General features: G+C 44.9%; 18 protein-coding genes and 1 pseudogene. All 19 read left to right on the top strand.

The annotated features are described in order from the left end of the window. Positions 1–240: 240 nt before the first annotated feature. Positions 241–1,404, top strand: a complete 1,164-nt coding sequence (locus HMPREF9243_RS09300; RefSeq protein WP_013669481.1) for an ABC transporter substrate-binding protein — start codon at positions 241–243, stop codon at positions 1,402–1,404. A 525-nt stretch (positions 1,405–1,929) separates the two neighbouring features. Further along, positions 1,930–3,105: an ABC transporter substrate-binding protein gene (locus HMPREF9243_RS09295; protein ID WP_013669539.1), complete on the top strand. Its 1,176-nt coding sequence runs from the start codon at positions 1,930–1,932 to the stop codon at positions 3,103–3,105. Between the two features lie 222 nt (positions 3,106–3,327). Beyond that, positions 3,328–4,506, top strand: coding sequence for an ABC transporter substrate-binding protein (locus HMPREF9243_RS09290; RefSeq protein WP_013669905.1), 1,179 nt, complete (start codon positions 3,328–3,330; stop codon positions 4,504–4,506). Between the two features lie 147 nt (positions 4,507–4,653). After that, positions 4,654–5,532 (top strand): branched-chain amino acid ABC transporter permease, encoded by an 879-nt coding sequence (locus HMPREF9243_RS09285; RefSeq protein ID WP_013668915.1) that lies wholly within the window; start codon positions 4,654–4,656, stop codon positions 5,530–5,532. A 9-nt stretch (positions 5,533–5,541) separates the two neighbouring features. Continuing rightward, positions 5,542–6,549, top strand: coding sequence for a branched-chain amino acid ABC transporter permease (locus tag HMPREF9243_RS09280; protein ID WP_013670104.1), 1,008 nt, complete (start codon positions 5,542–5,544; stop codon positions 6,547–6,549). A gap of 1 nt (position 6,550) precedes the next feature. After that, positions 6,551–7,324 (top strand): ABC transporter ATP-binding protein, encoded by a 774-nt coding sequence (locus HMPREF9243_RS09275; RefSeq protein WP_013669172.1) that lies wholly within the window; start codon positions 6,551–6,553, stop codon positions 7,322–7,324. 3 nt (positions 7,325–7,327) lie between these two features. Beyond that, positions 7,328–8,035 carry an ABC transporter ATP-binding protein gene (locus HMPREF9243_RS09270; protein WP_013668643.1) on the top strand — a complete coding sequence of 236 codons (708 nt, stop codon included), beginning with the start codon at positions 7,328–7,330 and terminating at the stop codon, positions 8,033–8,035. 203 nt (positions 8,036–8,238) lie between these two features. Continuing rightward, positions 8,239–10,876: pseudogene (gene ppdK, locus HMPREF9243_RS09265) on the top strand (pyruvate, phosphate dikinase). A gap of 39 nt (positions 10,877–10,915) precedes the next feature. Further along, positions 10,916–11,545: a CBS domain-containing protein gene (locus HMPREF9243_RS09260; RefSeq protein ID WP_013669892.1), complete on the top strand. Its 630-nt coding sequence runs from the start codon at positions 10,916–10,918 to the stop codon at positions 11,543–11,545. Then, complete coding sequence (locus HMPREF9243_RS09255) at positions 11,542–12,357, top strand: pyruvate, water dikinase regulatory protein (protein ID WP_013668486.1); 816 nt, start codon at positions 11,542–11,544, stop codon at positions 12,355–12,357. Before HMPREF9243_RS09260 ends, HMPREF9243_RS09255 begins: the two co-directional genes overlap by 4 nt. 466 nt (positions 12,358–12,823) lie before the next feature. Continuing rightward, positions 12,824–13,477, top strand: coding sequence for a glycoside hydrolase family 73 protein (locus HMPREF9243_RS10915; protein ID WP_013668577.1), 654 nt, complete (start codon positions 12,824–12,826; stop codon positions 13,475–13,477). An 80-nt stretch (positions 13,478–13,557) separates the two neighbouring features. Then, the gene (locus HMPREF9243_RS09245) at positions 13,558–14,214 is read left to right on the top strand and encodes a GntR family transcriptional regulator (RefSeq protein WP_013669728.1); all 657 of its coding nucleotides are present in this window, start codon (positions 13,558–13,560) and stop codon (positions 14,212–14,214) included. Between the two features lie 152 nt (positions 14,215–14,366). Further along, a complete protein-coding gene (locus HMPREF9243_RS09240) occupies positions 14,367–16,823 on the top strand; it encodes a UvrD-helicase domain-containing protein (protein WP_013668996.1) in 2,457 nt (818 codons plus the stop codon). 62 nt (positions 16,824–16,885) lie between these two features. Continuing rightward, a complete protein-coding gene (gene ligA, locus HMPREF9243_RS09235; protein WP_041706886.1) occupies positions 16,886–18,868 on the top strand; it encodes an NAD-dependent DNA ligase LigA in 1,983 nt (660 codons plus the stop codon). A gap of 63 nt (positions 18,869–18,931) precedes the next feature. Next, positions 18,932–20,068 carry a CamS family sex pheromone protein gene (locus HMPREF9243_RS09230; RefSeq protein ID WP_013668863.1) on the top strand — a complete coding sequence of 379 codons (1,137 nt, stop codon included), beginning with the start codon at positions 18,932–18,934 and terminating at the stop codon, positions 20,066–20,068. A gap of 285 nt (positions 20,069–20,353) precedes the next feature. Beyond that, positions 20,354–20,653: an Asp-tRNA(Asn)/Glu-tRNA(Gln) amidotransferase subunit GatC gene (gene gatC / locus HMPREF9243_RS09225; protein ID WP_013668489.1), complete on the top strand. Its 300-nt coding sequence runs from the start codon at positions 20,354–20,356 to the stop codon at positions 20,651–20,653. Between the two features lie 5 nt (positions 20,654–20,658). Further along, positions 20,659–22,110 carry an Asp-tRNA(Asn)/Glu-tRNA(Gln) amidotransferase subunit GatA gene (gene gatA, locus HMPREF9243_RS09220; protein ID WP_013669461.1) on the top strand — a complete coding sequence of 484 codons (1,452 nt, stop codon included), beginning with the start codon at positions 20,659–20,661 and terminating at the stop codon, positions 22,108–22,110. 15 nt (positions 22,111–22,125) lie between these two features. Beyond that, complete coding sequence (gatB, locus tag HMPREF9243_RS09215; protein WP_013669946.1) at positions 22,126–23,556, top strand: Asp-tRNA(Asn)/Glu-tRNA(Gln) amidotransferase subunit GatB; 1,431 nt, start codon at positions 22,126–22,128, stop codon at positions 23,554–23,556. Between the two features lie 433 nt (positions 23,557–23,989). Beyond that, positions 23,990–25,416, top strand: a protein-coding gene (locus HMPREF9243_RS10415; RefSeq protein ID WP_101560582.1) for an IS3 family transposase whose coding sequence is annotated in 2 segments (ribosomal slippage) — positions 23,990–24,500 and positions 24,500–25,416 — 1,428 coding nt in all. Because the reading frame shifts where the segments join, the coding sequence is not laid out codon by codon here. Positions 25,417–25,443: the final 27 nt, after the last annotated feature.

The following is a 25,443-nucleotide window of genomic DNA, read 5'->3' as shown; positions in this document are numbered from 1 at the left end:
AGCACAGAAAACTGTGCCTAGAAATTTTCTGAAGCGACTTCAAGTCTGGTGTCTGAACTTAACTGTAGAGTGTGATACTTCTATCAAAGGAACTGAGAGTTTTATCTCAGTTCTTTTTTGTTTAAATTGCAATCTATAAAATAATATTGACAGGGATAGGTAAATAAAATACAATAAAATCTGATTTAAAGACAGAATTGTCTGATATTTATATTTATTTAGAGAAAAGGAGGATGAGCTATGAAGATCAAGCGCAATTTAAAGGGGTTGGCCCTCGTCGTCTCCTGCTTAATGATGACTGCCTGTGGGTCTTTAACCCAAACTCAGGAAAAGTCTAACGACCAAGCAGATGTGATTAAGATTGGCGGTAACTGGGAACTCTCCGGTGCAACGGCAGGCTATGGTAGTCCAGGTAATGAAGGGGTGGAACTAGCCGTCGACAAGGTCAACCAGGCGGGCGGACTCTTAGGGAAACAAGTTGAATATGTTGCCTTGGATAATAAATCCACCAGTGAAGAAACAACCGCTAATACTTCGCGGTTAATCTCTAATGATCAAGTGTCTTTAATCATTGGTCCAGCAACCACCGGCTTAATGGAAGCGCAGATTTCAAGCGCCTCCTCCCTGCCTGTTATTGCTCCGATGGCGACAGGAGATCGTTTAACTACCGATAGTTCTGGCAAAGTTTTAGATAATGTTTTTCGGGTTTGCTTCCAAGATGCCTTTCAAGGCCAAGCCCTGGCTAAGTTTTCTAACGACAAGCAGTTTAAACGGGCGGTTTTGATCCGCGATAATTCAACCGACTATGGACAAAACTTAACCAATGAGTTTAAGAAATATTTCCAAGGGGAGGTCTTGGATGAACTTGCCTACAACGCTAAGGATACTGACTTCAACTCCCTAGTGACCCGCTTAAAGTCCAAGGAACCGGATGTTATCTTTGTAGCGGGCTATTATGAAGAAGCAGGCCCCCTAATTAAACAAGCGCGTGAACAAGGGGTTAAGGCCGCTATTCTAGGACCAGACGGCTTTGGTAACCAGGAACTTATTGACTTAGCGGGTAAGGACAATATGACTGATGTCTACTACACAGCCCACTACACCACTAACGACCCAAGTCCTGAGCTTAAGGAATTTATGGAGGCCTACCAGGAAAAATTCGGCCATGCACCGGACATGTTTGCTGCTCTAGCCTATGATGGAGCGCGTTTAGCCTTCGACGCCATTGAACGGGCTCAGTCCGTAGATAGCAAGGCTCTCAACCAAACCTTAGCTGAAACCAAGGATTTCTCTGGGGTTACCGGTAGCTTTACCATTAATGACCAACACAACCCGATCAAGACCGCCTATGTTCAAGAGCTGGACCACGGCGAAATCGTCGACACCACCCCAATTGAACCCTAGATTTCCAAGTGAAATTAAGTCATGACTTATTGTCGTGGCTTTTTTAATCCCTCAATTTAATCGCAAAAAGAAAGCCCGACCCTATTTATTGAGGGATCTTTAGCGGGCTTGCCGAAGTCCGCTTAACTATTCTTTATATCTTTTAATTAGCCAATATTTTAAAAATTCAGACAATTATCACAAAAGGGCTTGCTTTCTATGGAAAGCCCTGCTAGAATAAGTTCAAGATTATTTCGAAAGGAAGTTTATCCATGTTTAGCTCCCATCAAGCAATTATTATTATTATTAATACCAGGGCTTAACGCTGTTTCAATAAAAAACAGACTAAGTCCTATTCGTGCTTGTTAAAATGAATGGGACTTGGATAAACAATAAAGCCACCCATTCATTCTAAGATGGGTGGCTTTTTCTATGGCTACTGACTTGAAATAATTTGTATGTAACGCTTCTCTGTTGGCCAACAAATCAGCGTTTGATGATTCTAAGGAAATTGCCGTGAGCAATACTTGAGAAAGGGTTTTAAAGATGAAGAAAAAAATGAAGAAATTAGCCGCCTTATTTGGAACTGCTATGATGCTAGGGGCTTGTGGATCGATGACCGAGACCGCTAAGAACGATTCTGCTAACAGTGATGTGGTGAAGATTGGTGGGAACTGGTCCTTATCTGGTCAATATTCTGCCTACGGAACGCCTCACGACAATGGGGTGAAAGTTGCCGTTCAAAACCTCAACGATAAAGGCGGGGTCTTAGGGAAGAAGGTGGAATATGTCAGTGCCGATAACAAGTCAGACAATGCTGAATCCACTTCCCAAGCCACCCGCTTAGTGGAACAAGAAGGCGTTAATGTTCTGGTTGGTTCAGACACTACAGGAAACTGTGAAGCGCAAATTCCAGTCGCCCAACAATTTAAGGTGCCCATGGTAGCCCCAGCAGCGACTGGTAATGGTTTGACCCTCGACGATAAGGGGAACCTCTACGACTACGTCTTTAGAACCTGTTTCGAAGATGCCTATCAAAGTAAGGAATTAGGGAAGTATGCCGCTCAAAAGGGTTGGAAGAAGGTTGCTGTCCTAAAAGACAACTCCTCTGACTACGGTCAAAACGTGGCTAATGACTTCAAGGCTTCCTTTGAAGAGCATGGCGGTCAAGTGGTTGGTGAGGAGTCTTACACCAGTGGAGATACCGACTTCAAAGCCCTCTTAACCAACTTAAAACAAAATTCACCTGATGTGGTCTTTATCGCTGGTTACTACCAAGAAGGTGGATTAATCATCAAACAATTACGGGAAATGGGTGTGAATGCAGCAGTCTTAGGACCTGATGGCTTTGGTAACCAAAAACTCATCGATTTAGCTGGTCCGGAAAATGCCCATGATGTCTTCTTCGTGACCCACTTCTCCCATAATGAAGAGTCACCTGAAAACGTCAAAGAATTCATCAAGAAATATGAAGATGCTTACGGGACTTCACCTGACCACTTTGCTGCTTTAGCTTATGATGCAACTAACTTAATCGCCCAAGCCATGGAAAAAGCTGGTTCAACAGATAGCGAAGCTGTTCAAAAAGCCTTAGCAGAAACTAAGGACTTCCAAGGAGTTACCGGTAAATTCTCCTTCGATGAAAACCACAACCCCGTTAAAGAGGTTTTTGTCCAAGAACTTCAAGACGGCAAAGTGGTGGATACCGAAGTGGTGAAATAATCGCTTAAATACAGGAATTTTTAAATTAAACTTTATTCACTGAAAATTTAACCTAAAGACTATTTATCATATCCATAAGTTACTTGGTCTTCTCTAAAGTTTGATAAATAATATCTAAAAAACTAAAAAGTGATTGACAGAATTGTCAGACTATTTTAGAATATTGAGTATCAGCAATTGAATACTTATTCTTTTGTCAAATTTTAATGAGGAGGAGTTAGCATGAATAAGAAATGGTTGAAAGCCTTTGTGACATTGGGGAGTGTCATGGCCTTAGCCGGCTGCGGTTCGGGTTCCTTGACTGAAACGACTAATCAATCCGCTGAAAATGCAGATGAAATTCGTATTGGGGGGAACTGGGAGTTATCGGGCAATGTTTCTGCTTATGGTGTTGTACAGAACAATGCGATCAAGCTCGCCGTAGATGAAAAAAATCAAGCTGGCGGCCTTCTCGACAAGAAGATCAACTACTTAGAATATGATAATAAGTCCACGACGGAAGAAGCGGTTTCTGGTGCGGAAAAACTCGTTGATGAAAACGCAGCAGTAATTATTGGACCTTCTACCACCAATAATACCGAGGCCACAATTTCAACAGTGACCCGGGCTAAGACGCCTTTGATTTCAGCAACCGCCACTGCTGATAATATTACCCTTGACCAAGAGGGCAATGTCTTGGATTATATCTTTAGAATCTGCTTCCAAGATTCCTTGCAAGGGGGCTCCCTAGCGGAATTCTCTAACAAGGAAGGCTATACTAAGGCAGCGATCATCAAGGATAATTCTTCTGACTACGGTCAAAACCTATCTGACGAATTCCACAAGCACTTTGATGGTGAAGTGGTTCGTGAAGAATCCTATGTGGCAAAGGAATCTGACTTTAACAGTATTTTGAGCAATATTAAGAACTCAGATGCCCAAGTGATCTTTGTTGCGGGTTACTATGAAGAAGCTGGTCCAATTATTAAACAAGCGCGCGAAATGGGCATTGAACTGCCAATTCTTGGCCCAGACGGCTTTGGTAACAAGGAAATTATTAACTTAGCGGGGGAAGAAAACTGGGATAACATTTACTATGCGGCCCACTTCGTTGAAAACGAAGACTCTCCTCAAGAAGTCAAAGACTTCTTAGCGAAGTACCGGGAAACTTACCAATCGGAACCAGATATGTTCGCAGCTTTAGCTTATGATGCGGCTAACCTGGCCTTTGATGCCATTGAACGTGCCGGAAGCACTGATGGGGAAGCGGTCCAAAAAGCTCTGGCTGAAACCAAGGACTTTACCGGAGTCACTGGGAACTTCTCCATGGACGAAAAACACAATCCTTCTAAGACTGTCTTTATCCAAGAGGTAAAAGACGGCCAAGTGGTTGGTTCTCAAGCCATCGAAGCGGTTAAATAGTGAAAAAGTTTAATATTTAAAAATTAAAGCAAGCAGAGTTGTCCAAGGGATGACTCTGCTTACTGTTTGTTAATAGGATGTAAGGGCTTTAAAGTAATTTTTTATATCTAGGTCTAAAAATGATTGAAATAGGATGGAGTGAGACGTGTGAATAATGTCATTCAACAATTAATCAATGGCGTGGCGCTAGGAAGCATCTATGCCTTGATGGCCTTGGGTTATACCATGGTTTATGGGATTATTGGTTTGATTAACTTTGCCCATGGGGATATTTATATGGTGGGGGCCTTTGTCGGTTTCACCTTGATTACTAATGTCGGAATGGGTGTTTTTCCAGCACTTATTTTAGCTATGTTATTTACTGCTGTATTAGGGGTAATTATTGAGCGGGTGGCTTATAAACCCTTGCGTGGGGCGACCCGGATTGCCGCTTTGATTACGGCTATTGGGGTATCCATGCTCCTACAAAATGTGATGATCTTCCTCAGAGGTCCAGAAGTACGGGCTTTCCCAGCAGATCTTCCAGACTGGTCCTTACAGTTGGGCTCATTTACCATTAATTCCCAACAGATTCTGATCTTAGCAGTAACCATTATTTTAATGATTGCCTTACAAGTGATCGTACAAAAAACCAAGTTAGGTCAAGCCATGCGAGCTGTTTCAGTTGACCCTGATGCCGCTCAATTGATGGGGATTAATGCCAATACCATTATTTCCTTTACCTTCTTAATTGGTTCGGCCTTAGCAGGTGCAGCAGGGGTGTTAGTAGGGATTTACTATAATTCCATTTCACCATTAATGGGTGTCAATATTGGGACTAAGACCTTTGTTGCAGCTGTGGTCGGAGGGATCGGATCCATCCCCGGCGCTGTTCTTGGGGGCTTAATTATCGGTATTGTGGAAACCTTCGTCTCTATGATCGGTCTGTCTACCTGGAAAGATGCTGCTGTTTATATCATTTTGATTATCATTTTACTGGTCAAACCAACTGGCTTGCTCGGTAAACCGCAAGTAGAGAAAGTGTAGGTGGCAAAGATGAAAGAAAAGAAAACTTCTTGGTTCAATCAGTTTTTCACCAAGACCACTTTAGCTTGGATTGCTGTCATCGTGCTCGGCTTTGTCTTAATGGCAGCCTCCTACATGGCTGGTTTAGTTTCAGCCTATACCCAAAATATTATTATGAATATTGCCATTAATATTATTTTATCTGTTGGTTTGAACTTAGTTGTGGGTTATGCGGGTCAGTTTTCCTTAGGTCACGCTGGCTTTATGGCTATTGGAGCCTATGTGGGGGCCATTGTCTCCCAAGAAATTCCTGGCCAAGCCGGCTTCCTAGCGGGCTTACTGGCTGGTATGGCAGTGACCGCCGTAGTGGCTCTAATCGTGGGGATCCCTACCCTGCGTTTACGGGGTGACTATTTGGCCATTGCTACTCTTGGGGTTTCTGAAATCATCCGGATTACCATTATGAACTTAGAGATTACCAATGGTGCCGCCGGAATTTCTGGGGTACCCCGTCATGTGACTTGGATTACCATGTATGTTTTTGTGGTGATTACTACCTTATTAGTGGTTAACTACATCTATTCCAGTCCTGGTCGGGCCACCATTGCTGTGCGTGAAGATGAGATTGCGGCCGAATCAGTAGGGATCCACACCACCACCTACAAGACCCTGGCCTTTGTGATTGGGGCAGTTACCGCAAGTATTGCCGGAACCCTCTATGCGTCCTACTTTGGGGTAATTAACCCCAGTCAGTTTACCTTCCAAAAATCGATCGATATCTTAGTGATTGTGGTTTTTGGTGGGATTGGCTCTATCTCAGGAAGTTTCGTGGCTTCTATCTTATTAGGCCTATTGAATACCTTCCTAGCGCCTTTTGGTCAAGTGCGTCCCATTCTCTATGCCGCCGCTTTGATCTTAATCATGATCTTCAAACCATCGGGATTAATGGGTGAATATGAATTCCAATTCTCCAAGCTCTTTAAAGGCAGACGGGGACAGTCACAAAAAGTAGCCAAAGAAGAAAGTGAGGACCACTAGTATGAGTATCTTAAACTTAAGCCATCTCAGCAAGTCCTTTGGGGGCCTAACCGCCGTTTCCGATGTGTCTATCCATGTGGAAGCGGATGAATTGATTGGTTTGATTGGTCCCAATGGGGCTGGAAAAACCACCCTCTTTAACTTGATTACTGGGGTTTACGCACCGACTTCTGGGACGATCGAACTTCAAACCGACCAGGGCAGCCAATCTTTGGCGGGTCAACGCCCAGATAAGATTAATGAAATGGGGGTGGCGCGGACCTTCCAAAATATCCGTCTCTTTGCTAATCGGTCTGTCTTGGACAATGTTCTCATCGCCATGCATAATAAACGCGGAGTGGGAGTGTGGCACAGTCTCTTAAGAACGCCTAAGTACTACCAAAATCGTGACGCCCTCTATGCTAAGGGGATGGACTTATTAGCTATCTTTGGCTTGGAAGGCTACGCTGATGAGAAGGCTAAGAATCTGCCTTATGGGCAACAACGGGCCTTAGAGATTGTTCGGGCCTTGGCGACTGAACCGAAAATCCTCTTCTTAGATGAACCTGCTGCAGGGATGAACCCTAATGAAACCACTGACTTGAAACAAACCATTCGCAAGATCCAAAAGGAATTTGGGATTTCTGTGGTTTTAATCGAACACGATATGTCTTTGGTCATGGATATTTGTGAGCGGATTTATGTCTTAGAATATGGAAAAGTAATCGCTGAAGGCACACCAAGCGAGATCCAAAACAATCCAAAAGTTATCGAAGCCTACCTAGGAGGTGCCTAGTTCATGTTAGAAATCAAAAATATCAAGGTTGCCTATGGAATGATCCAAGCCATTAAAGGCATTTCCTTTACTGTAAATGAAGGAGAGATTGTCTCTTTGATCGGGGCCAATGGGGCCGGAAAGTCGACAATTTTAAAGACCATTTCTGGGCTCTTAAAACCAAGCCAAGGGGAGATTCTCTACAACCATGAACCCCTACAAACCAAGTCCTGTGCTCAAATCGTCCAAGCTGGGATCTCCCAAGTTCCCGAAGGCCGCCATGTCTTTCGTGGGATGTCTGTCAAGGAAAATTTACTGATGGGAGCTTACACCCGTAAGGACCGGGATAATTTATCCAGTGACATGGAACGCTACTTTGAATATTTCCCGATTCTTAAGGAACGCTTCCATCAAGACGCGGCGACCTTATCTGGGGGGGAACAACAAATGCTGGCCATGGCCCGTGCCCTCATGGCTCGTCCTAAGCTCTTACTTTTAGACGAACCTTCTATGGGGCTGGCACCGATTTACATCCAACAAATTTTTGAAATTGTTCAAACCATTAATAGTGAGTTGAATACCACCGTCTTACTGATCGAACAGAACGCTAAGGCGGCCCTAGAAATTTCTGACCACGCCCACGTCCTAGAAGTGGGTAAAATTACTGCTTCTGGAACTGGGAATGAACTCCTATCTTCTGAAGTGGTTCAAAAAGCTTACCTGGGAGCTTAACCCCTTCCTTAAACAAATAAAAAAGACCTAGCATAACCTCTTAGCCGCTCTGACAAGTGTCATAGTGTCTAGGGGTTTTGTTTTTACCTATATTAAGGATTTCTTAATAAGAAAGCGCTTGCCATTTATATGTGATGCACCATATAATCAAATAGTACACATTATATAACTTAATAAGCCATCTTATAAAAGGAGGAAGTCCGATGAAACAAGTGATTTATGCTTTTAACCAAGGGTCTGCCAAGATGCGTGATCTCTTGGGAGGCAAGGGGGCTAACCTGGCGGAAATGACCCGGCTAGGTTTTCCGGTCCCTAAGGGGTTTACCCTGACTACCGAGGCTTGCTTGGATTATTTAGCCCAGGAAGACAGTGAAGACTTAAGCGATCCAGTCAAAGAAGCCATTGACCAAGCCTTGGCTGGCTTACAAACCGCCACGGGTAAGGGCTTTAATGATTCTAAGAATTTACTCTTGGTATCAGTACGAAGCGGGGCCCGGGAATCCATGCCCGGAATGATGGATACCATTCTCAATGTGGGCCTGAATGACCGCAATGTGGAAAGCCTGGCCCAAATCACCCAAGATGAGCGCTTCGCCTATGACTGCTACCGCCGTCTCTTACAAATGTATGGCAATGTGGTCTATGGCCTGGACAGTCAACTCTTTGAAGCGCACTTGGACCAAGAAAAAATAAGGCCCAAGTTCGTTTTGACTATGAATTAAAGGTGGACCAATTGAAAGAATTAGTATCCGCCTACAAAAGGGTTTACCAAGACCAACTAGGTTTTGACTTCCCCCAAGAGGTTAAGACGCAAATTTATGAAGCGGTCAAGGCTGTCTTTAAGTCCTGGAATAACCACCGGGCCCGGGTCTACCGGGAGATGAACCATATCCCCCATGACCTAGGAACAGCGGTCAATATTCAAGAAATGGTCTTTGGTAACAGTGGTCAAACCAGTGGAACAGGAGTCCTTTTTACCCGTAATCCCGCCACCGGAGAAAATAAGCTCTTCGGTGAATACTTGGTCAATGCCCAAGGTGAAGATGTGGTTGCGGGGATTCGTACGCCAGCCGTCATTGACGACCTAAAAACAGAAATGCCTGAAATTTACCGAGACATTCACGACCTAGCCAAACAATTGGAAGGCTACTACCATGACATGCAGGATATTGAGTTTACCGTTGAAAAGGGCAAACTGTACTTCCTGCAGACTCGAAACGGCAAACGAACCGCTAAGGCAGCCGTCAAGGTTGCGGTTGATATGGTTGAAGGGGGGTTGATCAATGAAAAGGAGGCCCTCTTGCGTATTGAGCCGTCTATGATTGATCAATTACTCCACCCCTCCTTTGACCCCCAAGCCCTAGACCAGGCGGAAGCCTTCTCAAGTCTCGGCTTGGCAGCCAGTCCAGGAGCTGGCTCAGGACAAATTGTCTTCACTGCCCAAAAGGCTAAAGAATGGCAGGCCGCTGGTAAAAAAGTTATCCTCATGCGCAATGAAACCTCGCCAGAAGATATCGAAGGGATGAGTGCAGCCGAAGCCATCGTCACTGCCCATGGTGGGATGACCTCCCATGCAGCTGTGGTCGCTCGGGGGATGGGTAAATGTTGTGTCAGTGGCTGTAGCGACTTGACCATTGATGAAGCGGCCAAAGTCGTTCACTACCCAGGCGGTCAATTACAAGAAGGCGACATCATCTCAGTTGATGGTAGCCAGGGTAAGCTTTATCTTGGTGAAATACCGACCGCCCTATCTAACACTGATGATGACTATCAAAAGATCATGGCTTGGGCACAAAAGTATAGCCGTCTCAAGATACGAATGAATGCTGAAACCCCTCAAGACATTCAAACCGGCTTCAGCTTTGGAGCGGATGGGATTGGTCTAGTCCGGACCGAGCATATGTTCTTCAAGCCTGAACGTTTGCGTGAGATCCGCCGCTTTATCCTCTCAGTCGATGAGACCCAACGTCACCAAGCCCTAAAAAAATCCGTGACTACCAGGTGGAGGACTTTACCAAGATTTTCCAACTTTCCCAAGAGTCTCCCGCGGTGATTCGCTTACTGGATCCACCCCTCCATGAATTTATGCCCAAGAGTGACCAGGAAGTTGCTGAAGTGGCGACTGACCAAGGCATCAGTGAAGAAGAGTTACGCAGCCGGATGGTGCAACTGGCTGAGGTAAACCCCATGTTAGGCCACCGGGGCTGCCGTTTAGCTATGACTTATCCCGAGCTTTATGACCGCCAAGTGGAAGCTATTATTTATGGGGCCATTGCCGCTAGACAAGAAGGCCTGGATCCTCAAGTAGAGATCATGATTCCTTTGGTGAGTGTGGAACCTGAGTTAGATACCTTGCGCAAGCGCCTCAGCCAGGTGATTGACCGACTCCTAGCCCAGGAAAATGTGACAATTGACTACACAATTGGTACAATGATAGAGATTCCAAGAGCCTGTTTCATTGCGGACCAATTGGCCCAAGAGGCGGACTTCTTCAGTTTTGGGACCAATGACCTGACCCAAATGACCTATGGCTTTTCACGGGATGATGCGGGCAAATTTATTAACCAGTATCTAGAAGACGGTACTCTAAAAGAAGACCCCTTCCAAACCATCGATCCAGAAGGGGTGGGCGTCCTCGTTAAAATCGCAGTCGATAAGGCCCGCCAGGCTAAAGCTGGGCTCAAGATTGGGGTCTGTGGGGAACTCGGTGGGGACCCTGCGTCGATTCATTTCTTTGACCAAGTAGGTTTAGACTATGTGTCTTGTTCGCCTTATCGGGTACCCCTGGCTCAATTAGCAGCCGCCCAATCTGCCTTAAGACATGAGTCAGGGGTCCATTAGGAGTAGGGGCCAACCGGATTGGCAGAATAGAGGTAAGCTATGCAGTTCACTGACCGACAAAAAGAAATCATTGCCATTGTCAAAGACCAAGAGCCTATTAGTGGTGAGGCTATTGCTAGCCAATTTGGTTTGTCTAAATCAACCTTAAGAAGTGACTTAGCTTTGCTAACTATGACTGGGATCTTGGATGCCCGCCCGAAAGTCGGTTACTTTTATACCGGACTGGGTTTTGATCCCTTATTGGGGCAGCAACTTAGCGAGATGAAGGTAGCGGAACTTATGGCTAGTCCGGTCAATATTACGGCCAAGACCACGGTTTACGAGGCCATTACCACCATGTTTCTTTATGATAATGGCTCCTTGTATGTGACCGATGAGGACCAACGCCTCCAAGGCTTGGTTTCTCGGAAAGACTTATTGCGGTCTTTAGCGACTAAAGGCCAAACGGAATCCCCTGCTGTAGCCTTGATCATGACCCGGATGCCCAATATTGTGGTGGTGGAAAAAGACACCCTGGTGCTGGAAGCAGGTAAGCTCCTGGTTGACCATAAGGTGGATTCCCTACCGGTCGTTAATAATCGCCAAGACTATCAAGTTCTAGGTAAGATTACCAAAAGCCATTTAGTCGAATTTTTTGTCAATACCTTAGCGAATGAGGGGGACTTATGAGACAAGCCAAGCAAGTATTTTTTATCATATCTGACGCTGTTGGGGAAACGGCCCGGCAGGTTACCCGGGCGGCTTTAGCCCAATTCGCTCCCGACTTGAAGAGCGACTTACGCCGCTTTCCCTTTGTGAAGACCCAGGAAGAATTAGGAGAAATTCTTCGTGATGCTAAGGCAGAAGGGGCAATTGTGGCAGCGACCTTTGTTAATGAGGATTTGGACCGCTTTGCCCGCCAATACGCTAAGGATAACCAGCTCACCTATATTAACTTCCTCCATGACTTGATCCAGGGGATTGGTCAAGCCACCAGTCTAGCACCTAAGGAACAGGCTGGAGGCTTACGTAAGGTGGATGACGCCTATCTGGCTAGGATGTCAGCGGTAGAATTTGCCATCAAGTATGACGATGGTAACTACCCCAAGAAGGCCTTCTCCCAAGCGGATATAGTTATCCTGGGCGTGTCACGGTCCTCCAAAACCCCGCTGTCTCTTTATCTAGCCAACCGGGGCTATCGGGTGGCTAACTACCCCTTGATTCCCGAAGTCCGCTATCCCGAAGAACTCTATCAAGTTGATCCTAAGAAAATCTTTGGACTCATGGCTTCACCCCAATATATTATGAATGTCCGCACTAACCGCTTGAAATATTTGGGACTCACATCAGACGCTAAGTATAGCCAGTTAGAACGGATTAAGTATGAATTAGTGACGGCCAGTGACTTATACCGGGAACTAGGAGCCCATGTCATTGATATTGAGTACAAGTCCATTGAAGAAAGTGGCGCCGAAATTATTGAATATCTCAAGGAAGAGTAGTGAAGACTTCCACCTATTAGCTAAAAAGGGACTGTGATCGAGCACAGTCCCTTTTTGGTAATGTTTCTATTCTTTGGCTTTAGAGAAGAGGCTTCGGATTATTATAAAGATAATAAGGAAAGATAGAAAATCAATGAAAAGATTATCTAAATTGACCCAATTAGCTATGATACCTTGAATAATAAAGGATATTGCAAAGATGAGCACATCGATTATAAAGTTTTTCATCATTCTCACTCCTAAAATTAATCTATTCTCTATAATCACAAGTTAACATAAAAAAAACTTCATCCAAGTGAGAAACTGGTTTAGCCTAATAGGACCTAAGTCCTTTTTTGGACGAATTTGATCTTCTTGGGAAATTAATGGGCTTAGGCTGGGGAAAATGATACAATTAAAGATAGAACAATAAGTTTTGGTAGAAGTGATCATCTATTAAGACTTAAGAGGTGAAAGGGGAGGCCCGGTGGCGCGTAAAAGAAAGAAAGGTCCTAAGGGAAAGCTTAAAAAGTACTTTTGGCCCAAGAAAAAAAGGCAGCAATTTGCTGTGATTATCTTGGTGTCCCTCTCTTTACTGGGCTTGACCTATTGTGCTAATCACTACTTGCCCTATTTTAATTTTTCTGCCTACCAATGGAAGGATAAGGAAATGAGTGATCAAGAGGCGGCCTTTATCAACCAGATTGGGAATTATGCCACCCTCAACTACCCCAAGTCCCAGGTCTTACCTAGTGTAGTTATTGCCCAAGCCATTTTGGAATCGGACTTTGGCAAGAGCCAGTTAGCCAGCCAGTATGGGAATCTTTTCGGGCGCAAGGCAGGTGCAGGGGAACCGAGCGTGGCCCTGTCGACTCAGGAATATGGTCCAGGGGGCTGGGTAACCATTACCGATCACTTTAAGGTCTATCCTGACTGGCAGAGTGCGGTGATTGACCATGGCAATTTAATGGTTAATGGCACCGATTGGAACCCCGACCTCTACCTGGGTGTCAGACAAGCGCGTCATTACCGTCAGGCGACCAAGGCCCTAGCTGAGGCGGGTTATGCGACAGATCCAGGCTATGCGGACAAATTAAACCACTTAATCGAAAGTTACGGTCTCATGCAATTTGATCCCTAGGCCAAAAAAGGAATATATTTAGCTAATAATTTTTGGTATCATTAAAAGGAAATTTAACGTTTGCGAGGGAGGAAGCAAGAATGGCTAAGTCTATGAGTTATAAGGAGAAAGCTTATCGCTATCTGAAAGAACAAATTGATAATAACGTGTTGTTAGCAGGAACTCATTTAAAAGAAAATGATTTAGCTAAACAATTGGATATGTCGCGCACCCCCATTCGCAAGGCCTTGGACCAACTGGCTAAGGAAAAATATGTCCGGATTGAGCCCTATAAAGGGGCCGTGGTTTGCAAGAACACTCTCAATTCCAAGGCGATTGTGGAACGGCTCCAATTTATTGAGCTCTTGGTGACGGCCCTCTTTAAGCAAATGGAAAATAAGGGCATTATGGTCAATGCCAAGCAGTTAGACGAAATCGCCCACCATTTAAAGTGGGATAAGACCATTGACAAGATTAATGACTATTATGAGGCTGAGGCCAAGCTCTTCCAGCTCTTAGTCGCTTATCATTCCAATGCTTACTTCCGCCGGGTGACCCTGGATACAGTCTTAAACCTGCATGAACTCTATATTAACGAAGCTAAAAAACGCGAAGAACGTTTCTTAGCGGAGCTAGAAGACATGCAGAATATCTACCCACCCTTCATCCAAGCCCTCAAAGACGGCGACTACCCACAGGCTAACAAGTATATCCGCATGTGGATTAATAAACTGATCCTACAACAAATTAATTATTAAAAAATAGGGAAGCTGAAAAAATTCAGCTTCTTTTTAAATTATGAATAAGTTATTAGATCCTGTTCCATCGCATCCTTCTTTAAATTGAAACTGTTTGATGGCGGGTTATAGAAGTGATAGACTATTAAAGAATATCAGAACGGAGGTTTGGTATGACCCATATTAATCAATTAATCGACGGTCTCAATCCACAACAAAAAGCAGCAGTTCAATATACAGAAGGCCCCCTCTTAATCATGGCCGGGGCGGGATCAGGGAAAACCCGGGTCCTCACCCACCGCATGGCCTACTTATTAGAAGAAAAAGCGGTCCGGCCTTGGAATATCCTGGCCATTACCTTTACCAATAAGGCGGCCAATGAAATGAAAGAACGGGTGAAAAACCTGGTTGGCGAAGCCGCAGATACCATGTGGGTAAGTACTTTCCACTCCATGTGTGTGCGGATTTTACGCCGGGAAGCAGAAGCCATCGGTCTCTCCCGGTCTTTTACCATTGCTGATCCGGCCGAACAACAAAGTTTAATTAAGCGGATCATGAAGGACCATAATCTGGACACCACGCAATTCAAGCCCAAGATGATCTTAGGCAAAATTTCTGATGCCAAGAATAATCTCTTAGGGCCCAAGGAATACCGCCAAGAATATACCGGTTTTATTGAAAACATTGTGGCTGACCTTTATGAAGACTACCAAGCTGGCCTCCAAGCCGCCCAATCCTTGGACTTTGATGACTTGATTATGTTGACAGTCCGCTTATTTAAGGAACAGCCAGAGATTCTTTCCTATTACCAACAAAAATTCCATTATATTCACGTGGACGAATACCAAGATACCAATGAAGCCCAATACCGCTTGGTCAAGCTTTTAGCCGACTATTTCAAGAATATCTGTGTGGTTGGGGACGCTGACCAAAGTATCTACGGCTGGCGGGGTGCCAATATGGAAAACATCCTTAACTTTGAAAAGGACTACCCCCAAGCCAAGGTGATTCTTCTCGAACAAAACTATCGGTCCACCAAAACCATCCTCAAGGCGGCCAATGAAGTGATTCAAAACAACATCCACCGTCAAGCCAAGAAACTCTGGACCGATAACCAAACCGGCGGGAAAATTAACTATTACCGGGCTCAAAACGAACAAGATGAGAGTCACTATGTCTTAGATAAAATCCGCCAAGCTACCACTGACAAGAACTACCAATACAAGGACATTGCTATTCTTTATCGGACCAATGCCCAGTCACGGACCATGGAAGAAGCCCTGGTCAAGGCCAATATCCCTTACCGGATTGTCGGCGGACTCAAATTCTATGACCGTAAGGAAATCAAGGATATTCTCGCTTACTTACGGCTCCTGACCAATCCCCAAGACAACCTCTCCTTTACTCGGATTATTAATGTGCCTAAACGTGGGGTGGGTCCGGGAACCTTGGACAAGTTACGCCAATTTGCTAGTGAACACGGCTTAACCCTCTTACAGGCGGCCCAAAAAGTTGACTATGCCCCCATTTCGGGCAAGGGAGCCAAGTCACTTAAGCGCTTTGCGGACATGATGACTAACCTACAAAAACAAAGAGAATTTCTCACCATTACCGATCTGACTGAAGAAGTCTTAGATAAGTCGGGCTATTTAGCTGATCTTAAGGCCCAAAAGACCTTGGAAGCGACCGCCCGGATTGAAAATATTGAAGAATTTCTTTCCGTCACTCGGGCCTTTGATGAGCGCTGGGAAAAGGAAGCGGACCAACGCCAAGCCTTAGCGGAAATTCCCCAGACTGATCAAGCGGGCAATCCGGTTGAAGCAGTGGATTTGATGGCTGATCCTAATCAAAGCGACCAAGGAGAGGAAATTTCTCTTTTGAGTCCTGAAGAATTAGATGCCGGACTCGGTCAAGCAGCCCTAGTCAGCCTTGAAGCTGGGACGGATGCAAGTGAAGACGCCCTCTTGGCCTTTATTACCGACCTGTCCCTGGTGTCTGACCTGGACGAAAGTGAGACTAATGAGGAAGAAGGCCAAGTCAACCTGATGACCCTCCATGCGGCTAAGGGTTTGGAGTTTCCCATTGTCTTTATTATTGGGATGGAGGAAGGGATCTTCCCCTTGTCCCGGGCCAGCGAAGATGACGAGGAATTAGAAGAAGAGCGTCGCTTGGCCTATGTGGGGATCACCCGGGCTGAAGAAGAGCTTTATTTGACCAATAGTTATTCGCGTATGCTCTATGGCCAACATAAGAGCCACCCAGAATCCCGCTTTATTACTGAAATTGATGATGAACTCTTGGCTAAGGAGGACCATAGTCCCCTGTCTATGGGCGGTTTTTCCTCCAGCCGGCCGGCCTACTACAATCGGAAAAGCTATGGGTCGAGAAGTGCTGGAAAAAGCCAGGAAAAACGCTCGATCTTTGCCAAAGGCCCCAGTCAAGCTCAAGACCAAGGTAGTGAATCTGTGGAATGGCAGGTGGGTGACAAAGCCCGTCATAAGATATGGGGTGTGGGTACTGTGGTCAAGGTGACCGGGAGTGACAATGATCAGGAATTAGATATTGCCTTTAAAGGGCAAGGCATTAAGCGTTTATTAGCAGCCTTTGCACCTATTAGTAAAGAAGATTAGGAGGTTTAGCTGTGACAAAAGAAAATCCAGCTCAGGAAAATCAACAAGCGGTCCAGGAAAGAATGGCCGCATTGGTTGACCAGTTAAACCAGTATGCCCATGAGTACTATGTCTTAGACCAGCCTAGCGTCAGTGATGACCACTATGACAAGACCTACCGCCAACTGGAAGAACTGGAAGCCAGTCATCCTGACTTGATCCAAAGTGACTCGCCTACCCAACGTGTCGGAGATGTCTTAAATGAGAAATTTGATAAGGTCCACTTCGACCAGCCCATGTTGTCCTTGGGCGATGTTTTTAGCCAGGAAGAACTAATGGCCTGGGTAGGCGGCGTCCAAAAAGAATTTGGTCAGGATACCGAATTTGTCTGTGAAATGAAAATTGACGGCCTCTCGGTTTCTCTCCTTTACCAAGACGGACGCTTGGTCAGAGGAGCCACCCGAGGGGACGGCAATACCGGGGAAAACATTACCAATAATATTAAAACCATTTCCTCCATCCCGCTGCGTTTGCAAGAACCCCTAAGTGTGGAAGTTCGTGGGGAAATTTATATGCCTAAGGCTTCCTTTGCCCAATTGAACGAGGACCGGGAGGCCGCTGGTTTAGCCACTTTTGCTAACCCGCGTAACTCAGCAGCGGGTTCGGTCCGCCAATTAGACCCCAAAGTGACCGCCAAGAGGAATCTGAATGTCTTTCTCTATACTGGCGTCTTACCTGCCGATGCGGGGATAAATAGTCAAGCGGAACTGTTGACCAGCTACCCTCAATGGGGGCTGCGGGTTAATCCGGAATTTAAGCTGACCCATAGTAAGGAAGAAATTTGGGACTATGTGGAAAAGGTTAGCCAAATCCGCCATGACCTCGCCTATGATATTGATGGGATTGTCATCAAGGTCAACGACTTCGACCAACAAGAGGAACTGGGCTATACCGTCAAGGCACCGCGCTGGGCCATTGCCTATAAGTTCCCAGCAGAACAGGCTAAAACCACTATTCGTGATATCGAGTGGACCGTGGGGCGGACCGGGGTAGTGACCCCGACTGCGGTCATGGATCCGGTCTTAGTGGCAGGAAGTACCGTCCAGAGGGCTTCCCTCCATAATATGGATTTGATCCGGGCCAAGGATATCCGACTCAATGATAAGGTCATTATCCATAAGGCCGGTGACATTATCCCAGAAGTTGTCAGTGTGATTACTGAAGAAAGAGACGCTGATAGTCAAGCCTATCCAGAACCCCAGACCTGTCCTATCTGCCAGAGTGACCTGGTCCATTTAGAAGATGAAGTCGCCCTCCGCTGTGTCAATCCTGCCTGTCCGGCCCAAGCCAAGGAGAAACTCTTCCACTTTGTTTCCCGCAACGCCATGGATATCACCGGAGTTGGTCCTGCGGTGATTACTCAATTGTATGACAAGGCCTATGTCAAAGATCCCAGTGACCTCTACCAATTAGATGAAGCGACGCTCTTGACCTTGGACAAGGTTAAGGAAAAATCGGCCCAAAATATCTTGCAGGCCATCGATCAAAGCCGGGAAAATTCCTTGGAACGGCTCCTCTTTGGCTTAGGTATCCGCCATGTTGGTGTCAAGGCGGCCCGCGACATTGCCATGACCTTTGGCTCCATGGAAGCTATCCAAACCGCTGACCGGGAGGCCATTTCAGCCATTGATGGGATCGGTGAAATTATTGCTGACAGTGTGGTGGAATATTTTGCCAATGATGAAGTGATTGCCCTAGTCAACCGGCTCAGTGAGCGGGGGGTTAATATGACCTACCTAGGGTCTAGTCCGCAAGCCATAGCTAGTGTAGATTCCTTCTGGCAAGGGAAAACCGTGGTATTAACTGGAAAACTCAACCACTATAGCCGGCAAGAAGCCAAGAGCCTTATTGAAGGCCAAGGCGGAAAAGTCACCGGATCAGTCTCCAAGAATACCGATGTGGTCGTCGCCGGTGAAGATGCCGGCAGTAAATTGACCAAGGCCCAAGATTTAGATATTTTAATTTTTGATGAAGAAGAGATGTTGAGTCACCTAGAAGATTCCTAGTCACTTGATTTCGTGTTAGAATAGGATGGACTCTACAGATATCGTGATAAAGGAGACCAACCCGTGAAAAAACGCATCCAACATATGATCGTGCTTGGCTTAGCGTCACTGAGCCTAATAGCAGCCTGTGGCAGGGATGCCCAACCCAAATCAACCGCTGGGCAAACCCAAACCACGGAAGAATCAACTAGTGAAGAGGAAGAAAATGGGAAGAAAAATACCCTGACTGAGGCTTACTATCCTGCCGCTATCAAAGATGGTAGCTACCCCTTAAGCAACAGCCGGGGGACCTTGTCGAGTCGGACCAGCCAGGCCAACCTGGAAAATATGGAACGTGGCCTCTATGAGCTCATGAAGAATGCCTATCCGACTGATGAGTATGCCTTAGCTGAAGGCCAAGTCCTATCCAAAGACAAGGTGACTTCCTGGCTCAAGCCCAAGTCAAATGATAATCCTGAAGGGCTTAACCCCGAGGGTAGCGCCGCTAGTGACCGCAATCAATTCCAACCCCGTTACCTGAATTCCATCTTGGAATATAATTTAATGCAGGAAAATGGCGATGACTATGACCTCAAAGTCATTAGCCTCGGCCTAGCTATGAACGCTGAGGACCGTTTCCAAAACAAAGACACGGAAGAAACGGTCGAAATCAGCCGTGACGAGGCCCTTCAAGAAGGTAAGGCCATGGCTCAAACCATCGTTGAACGCATCCGTCAAGATGGCAAATATAGCCAAACACCGATTCAAATTGCCCTTTTCTATAATGATAAGCAAAACAGTTTAGGGGGCGGGGCTTATATGGCTGAAGCCATCGCTGATGCGGGAGCTGGCCTAGGCAAATGGAAGACCTATAACCGCCAGTACGTGGTTTATGGGGTCGACCAAGCCCCCCGTGAGGAAGACAACACTTCTTTCAGCCGTTTCCGTGGTGAAATTGAGTCCTTCTTCCCTGAATTGAGTGGGATTGTCGGTGTTGGCCAGTACGATAACGGCAAATTAAATGGGATTGACTTCCACATCAATACCCCATTTGACGGTTACACCGAAAATATCGCCCTAGTCCAACATGTCATTGCTAGTCTAGACGCAATTTACCCTAAAGACGTGCAAATGCAGGTCACTGTCGAAGGCCCTAGCCGCATGACAGCTAACATCACCCGCCTCTCCGGCCAAAGCCAATTCCAATATACAGTGTATTAAGAAATAGTGCGACAGTCACACCAAAGGACGAAATCGCTGGAGAAAACTGGGATAAGCTCAGCAAAGCTGAGCGTTACCAGTTTTTGAAGCGGACGTTCGTCCTGTGATTGGAGCAGGTTTGAAGAGACTGTGACAGCCACAAGCTATTAAGAGAGCGTAACCAGCATAGTCAGTCCTTAATTTGTGAGATTTTTTTACAAGAATAAGTAAGTCAGTCAAAATGACTAGAGAACTTATGTTAAAATAGAACAGTAAATAATTTGAAAAAGAATAAAGGAGGCCATTATGTCTATCAGCGAACAAGACTTTAAACACGTGGCACAACTTGCAAAACTGTCCTTTTCTGATGAAGAGGTAGGTCCCATGAACGACCGTTTTACTGAAATCCTCGACATGGTTGAGAAATTATCTGAAGTGGATACTGAAGGGGTCGAAGTCATGACCCACGGTATCAACCTTAAAAATATTATGCGCGATGACCAACCTGAAGCAGGTACCGATCGTGACTTAATGTTAAAAAATGCGCCAACCAAACGGGATGGCTTTATCGTCGTACCAGCCAGTTTTGAGGAAAGTGAGGATTAATCCATATGAGTCGATTTGATGAAAGCATAAAAGGCTTAAACCAACAATTGGTCGATGGAGAAATCACTGCCGTTGAATTGGTACAGTCTACCATTGACCGTATTAAGGAACTCGATGAAACTTACAAGGCCTTCCTCACCCTTGATGAAGAAGGTGCTTTGGCAGCAGCTAAAGCCAGTGATGAAAAAGGTTATTCCACCGACCGTCCATTACAAGGGATTCCGATCGGGATTAAGGACAACATCATTACTGAAGGTATTGAAACAACCGCGTCTTCTAAGATCTTAGAAGGCTTTGTGCCGGTTTACCAATCCGCTGTTGTTGAAGCTTTAGAAGCAGCTGGAGCGATTACTATTGGGAAGTTAAACTTGGACGAATTTGCTATGGGGTCTTCTACGGAAACCTCCTACTTTGGACCAAGTAAAAACCCTTGGGACACCAGCCGGGTACCTGGTGGTTCTTCCGGTGGTTCTGCCGCTGCAGTAGCCAGTGGTGAAGTGGTTGCTTCCCTGGGTTCTGACACCGGTGGGTCTATCCGCCAACCAGCAGCCTATAACGGCATTGTCGGTATGAAACCAACTTACGGCCGGGTATCACGCTGGGGCTTAATCGCTTTTGGTTCTTCCCTAGACCAAATTGGTCCCATGACTCGAACCGTTGAAGACAACGCCCTGGTCCTTAACGCCATTGCAGGCCACGACCACCGTGACTCTACTACCGCTGACATTGAAGTGCCTGACTTCACCGCCCAATTAGGCGACAGTATCGAAGGCTTACGGATTGCTGTTCCTGAAGAATTCTTCACCAACGGGATCGAAGCTGACGTCCAAGACCGGGTAGAAAAAGCCATTGACCAACTTGAATCCATGGGAGCCATCGTGGAAAAAGTCCACTTCCCACTCTTAAAATACGGGATTCCGGTTTATTACATTGTGGCTTCTTCAGAAGCGTCTTCCAACTTGCAACGTTTTGACGGGGTGCGTTACGGCTACCGGGCTGACGATATTCAAGACTTGGAAGACTTATATGTACGTAGCCGGTCTGAAGGCTTCGGTGACGAAGTTAAAATGCGGATTATGTTAGGGACCTTCTCCCTATCATCAGGTTACTATGACGCCTACTTCAAGAAAGCCGGTAAGGTCCGTACCCTGATCCGCCAAGAATTTGAAGAACTCTTTGAAAAATATGATGTTGTTGCTGGTCCAGTAACCACCTCAACCGCCTTCAAATTTGGCGAGAAATCCGACGATCCAATCGAAATGTACTTAGCTGACCTCTTAACCGTTCCAGTAAACTTGGCCGGCCTACCAAGTATTTCGGTACCTTGTGGCTTCGACAGTGATAACTTACCGATTGGTTTACAATTAATTGGTAACTACTTCGATGAAGCGACCTTGTACAAGACCGCTTATGCCTACGAACAAGCTACCGACCACCATACCAAACATCCAGAGTAGAAGGGAGATTATTACATGAATTATGAATCAGTTATCGGTTTAGAGATCCACGTTGAGCTAAAAACGCAATCCAAAGTTTTCTCCCCAACACCTACCAGTTTTGGTGCCGATCCTAATACCCAAACCAATGTGATCGACTGGGGTTACCCTGGGGTTTTACCAGTCACCAACCACCATGCGGTTGAATTTGGATTACGGGCAGCTTTAGCCTTGAATTGTGAGGTTAACCCGGTGCAAAGCTTTGACCGCAAGAACTATTTCTATCCAGACAATCCTAAGGCCTACCAAATTACCCAATTAGACCGTCCACTTGGCGAACACGGCTATGTGGATATTGAACTCGAAAACGGGGAAACTAAGCGTATCCGCATTGAACGGATCCACTTAGAAGAAGATGCTGGGAAGAGCATCCATGATGAAGGCGACACCTTAGTCGACTTAAACCGTCAAGGCACACCGCTAGTGGAAATCGTTTCTGAAGCAGACATGCGCTCACCAGAAGAAGCCCATGCTTACTTGGAAAAAATCCGCGAAACCATGATGTTTATCGACGTTTCTGACGTGAAGATGGAAGAAGGATCCATGCGTTGTGACGCCAACATCTCCCTGCGCCCTTATGGCCAAGAAGAATTTGGGACCAAGACTGAAATCAAGAATTTGAACTCCTTCTCCAACGTCCGTCGCGGTTTGGCCTACGAAGAAAAACGTCAAGCCCAAGTCTTAAACCGGGGTGACCGGGTGGTGCAATCCACCCTCCGTTGGGACAAGGATAACCAAAAAACTGTCCTCATGCGGGTGAAAGAAGGGGAAGCCGACTACCGTTACTTCCCAGAACCTGACCTTCCTGAATTTACCGTCAGTGAAGAATGGTTGGACGAAATTCGAAAATCTATCCCAGAAATGCCAGCTGAACGTCGGAAACGCTATGTAGAAGAATACGACCTACCAGACTATGATGCTATGGTCCTCACCCAAACCCTAGTCATGTCTGACTTCTTCGACCAAGCGGTCAAACTGGGAGGCGATCCTAAACAAGTCTCCAACTGGTTGATGGGTGAAGTGTCAGCCTACATGAATGACAATGAAAAGACCCTCGATGAAATCGGCCTTACTCCAGAAAACTTGACAGAAATGATTGACTTGATTGCCAATGGCACCATTTCCTCTAAAATCGGTAAGAAGGTCTTCAAACACCTGGCTGATGAAGGCGGCTCGGCTAAGGAATATGTGGAAAAAGAAGGTTTGGTTCAAATTTCTGACCCTGAAACCTTGCTCCCAATGATTAATCAAGTCATTGATGAAAATCCACAATCCCTTGAAGACTACCGGGCTGGTAAGAAGAAGGCCATGGGTTACTTAGTGGGTCAATTAATGAAACAAACCAAAGGCCAAGCCAACCCACAAGTTCTCAACCAACTCTTAAAACAAGAATTAGATAAACGTTAAGGAACATTAATCGTATCCAAGAAAAATGCCACATCAACCAGGTGTGGCATTTTTGCTTGGAAATGATGACTTTGTTCTTAGACATGAAGGAAAAAAAGACAGACTAGAACAAATATTGTATATTTGCTGTCAGCTTAAGCTAAAAAGTTGGTTTATTGGTATTGTTTGGGGTATTATTAGGGCTAATTATACAGTGCGATTGCTGTAGCTTTAATAAAAATAAAAAATAATTTAAATATACTTTTAAGATGTTAATATATAGATTAACTAAATTAATTTAGGATAATAGAATAACATTGTATAAGTTAAAGTCTTCGCTTTGATGGAGGAGAACAATGGAGAAGAATTATAGATATGCAATAAGAAAAACAACCCTTGGATGTAGTGACCCCCAAAAGTTGGACTAAGAATTCAACTTTTGGGGGTTATTTTTATGTCTAAATATTCATTAGAATTTAAACTGAATTTAGTAGGAGACTATATTGCGAAAAAAGGAAGTTATCGAACCTTAGCTAATAAAGCAGGAATAGATCCTTCTATTTTACGAAGGTGGGTTAATAACTATTATGAATTTGGTGTAGATGGTTTAAAGAAAAGGCGGACTCAACAGGTTTATACTGTTGAATTCAAATTAAATGCGATAGAATTGTATGAAAGTACGGAAATGAGTTATCGCGAATTGGCCAATTCATTAAACATGAATAATCCAAGTCTAATCGCTAATTGGCGAAGAGCTTATCATGAAAGAGGACTTGATGGCCTTTCCGCGAGGAAAGGAAGGCCACCTAAAGTGTCTAAAAAGAAATCACAAATCAATCAAATAAAGGATAGCAGCGAAACCAATCAGTTAAGTGAAGCAAAAATAAAGGAACTTGAACAACGGATTACGGATTTAGAAATTGAGAACAAATTTTTAAAAGGATTGAGGAGACGTGTGGCTCAAAGAGTCAAGCGAGAAAAGAAGAAATAGTGACCGAAATCACACGTCTCCATGATGAAAAATATGCTTTAAAAGATATTCTTAGCGTTTTAAAGTTTCCTAAATCGACCTACTTTTATTGGAAAAATAAAGATGAGGAAATTGATAAGGATGCCGATTTAAAAGAGGAAATGAAAGACATCAGAGAAACCCATAAGGATTATGGTTATCGAAGAATGCGAGCTGAACTGCTTTCCCGTGGTTATAAGGTCAGTAAAAACAAAGTTCAACGCCTAATGAAAATTATGGGGATACAGGTCACTAGCTATACTAGAAAGACAAGAAAATATAATTCCTACAAAGGAACGATTGGAGAGATAGCGCCAAATCGTATCAACCGGCGGTTTGATTCGACCATTCCTTATCAAAAAATAACAACAGACACAACAGAATTTAAATACTACTATGCCGATGATTCTGGGAATTATCAAACTGGAAAACTCTATTTAGATCCTTACATGGATCTATTTAATCGAGAAATTATTTCTTTTAAGATAACACATCAGCCTAATGGACAAAGCATGTTGGAGGGGCTACAAGCTGCCATTGAAGCAAGTAAATTATGTCCATACAGAAGAACCTTTCATTCTGATCAGGGCTGGGCCTATCAAATGAAAAGTTACACCCGGCTCTTGAAGGATCACCGAATTTTTCAAAGTATGTCTCGTAAAGGAAATTGCTTAGATAATTCGCCAATGGAGAATTTCTTTAGTCTACTAAAACAAGAAGTCTACTATGGTCGGACTTATCATTCCTTTGAAGAATTAGCACAAGCGATTGAAGATTTTATAATCTATTACAATGGTGAAAGAATCAAAGAAAAATTAGATTTTAGGAGTCCTATAGAATTTCGTCTTCATCACGCTTCTTTCGCCGCTTAATGATTACACATAAACTTTAAACTTATC

Origin of the sequence: Aerococcus sp. Group 1, from assembly GCF_000193205.1 — a bacterium.
Taxonomy (GTDB): domain Bacteria; phylum Bacillota; class Bacilli; order Lactobacillales; family Aerococcaceae; genus Aerococcus; species Aerococcus urinae_A.
The sequence above is the reverse complement of the archived record's forward strand: the minus strand, read 5'-3'. Positions and strand labels throughout refer to the sequence as shown.

What these genes read in the sequence shown, in the direction of transcription:
- HMPREF9243_RS09300 (WP_013669481.1), top strand. Translation starts at nt 241, where the DNA reads ATGAAGATCAAGCGCAATTTAAAGGGGTTGGCCCTCGTCGTCTCCTGC.
- HMPREF9243_RS09295 (WP_013669539.1), top strand. Translation starts at nt 1,930, where the DNA reads ATGAAGAAAAAAATGAAGAAATTAGCCGCCTTATTTGGAACTGCTATG.
- HMPREF9243_RS09290 (WP_013669905.1), top strand. Translation starts at nt 3,328, where the DNA reads ATGAATAAGAAATGGTTGAAAGCCTTTGTGACATTGGGGAGTGTCATG.
- HMPREF9243_RS09280 (WP_013670104.1), top strand. Translation starts at nt 5,542, where the DNA reads ATGAAAGAAAAGAAAACTTCTTGGTTCAATCAGTTTTTCACCAAGACC.
- HMPREF9243_RS09275 (WP_013669172.1), top strand. Translation starts at nt 6,551, where the DNA reads ATGAGTATCTTAAACTTAAGCCATCTCAGCAAGTCCTTTGGGGGCCTA.
- HMPREF9243_RS09270 (WP_013668643.1), top strand. Translation starts at nt 7,328, where the DNA reads ATGTTAGAAATCAAAAATATCAAGGTTGCCTATGGAATGATCCAAGCC.
- HMPREF9243_RS09260 (WP_013669892.1), top strand. Translation starts at nt 10,916, where the DNA reads ATGCAGTTCACTGACCGACAAAAAGAAATCATTGCCATTGTCAAAGAC.
- HMPREF9243_RS09255 (WP_013668486.1), top strand. Translation starts at nt 11,542, where the DNA reads ATGAGACAAGCCAAGCAAGTATTTTTTATCATATCTGACGCTGTTGGG.
- HMPREF9243_RS09245 (WP_013669728.1), top strand. Translation starts at nt 13,558, where the DNA reads ATGGCTAAGTCTATGAGTTATAAGGAGAAAGCTTATCGCTATCTGAAA.
- HMPREF9243_RS09240 (WP_013668996.1), top strand. Translation starts at nt 14,367, where the DNA reads ATGACCCATATTAATCAATTAATCGACGGTCTCAATCCACAACAAAAA.
- ligA (WP_041706886.1), top strand. Translation starts at nt 16,886, where the DNA reads ATGGCCGCATTGGTTGACCAGTTAAACCAGTATGCCCATGAGTACTAT.
- gatC (WP_013668489.1), top strand. Translation starts at nt 20,354, where the DNA reads ATGTCTATCAGCGAACAAGACTTTAAACACGTGGCACAACTTGCAAAA.
- gatA (WP_013669461.1), top strand. Translation starts at nt 20,659, where the DNA reads ATGAGTCGATTTGATGAAAGCATAAAAGGCTTAAACCAACAATTGGTC.
- gatB (WP_013669946.1), top strand. Translation starts at nt 22,126, where the DNA reads ATGAATTATGAATCAGTTATCGGTTTAGAGATCCACGTTGAGCTAAAA.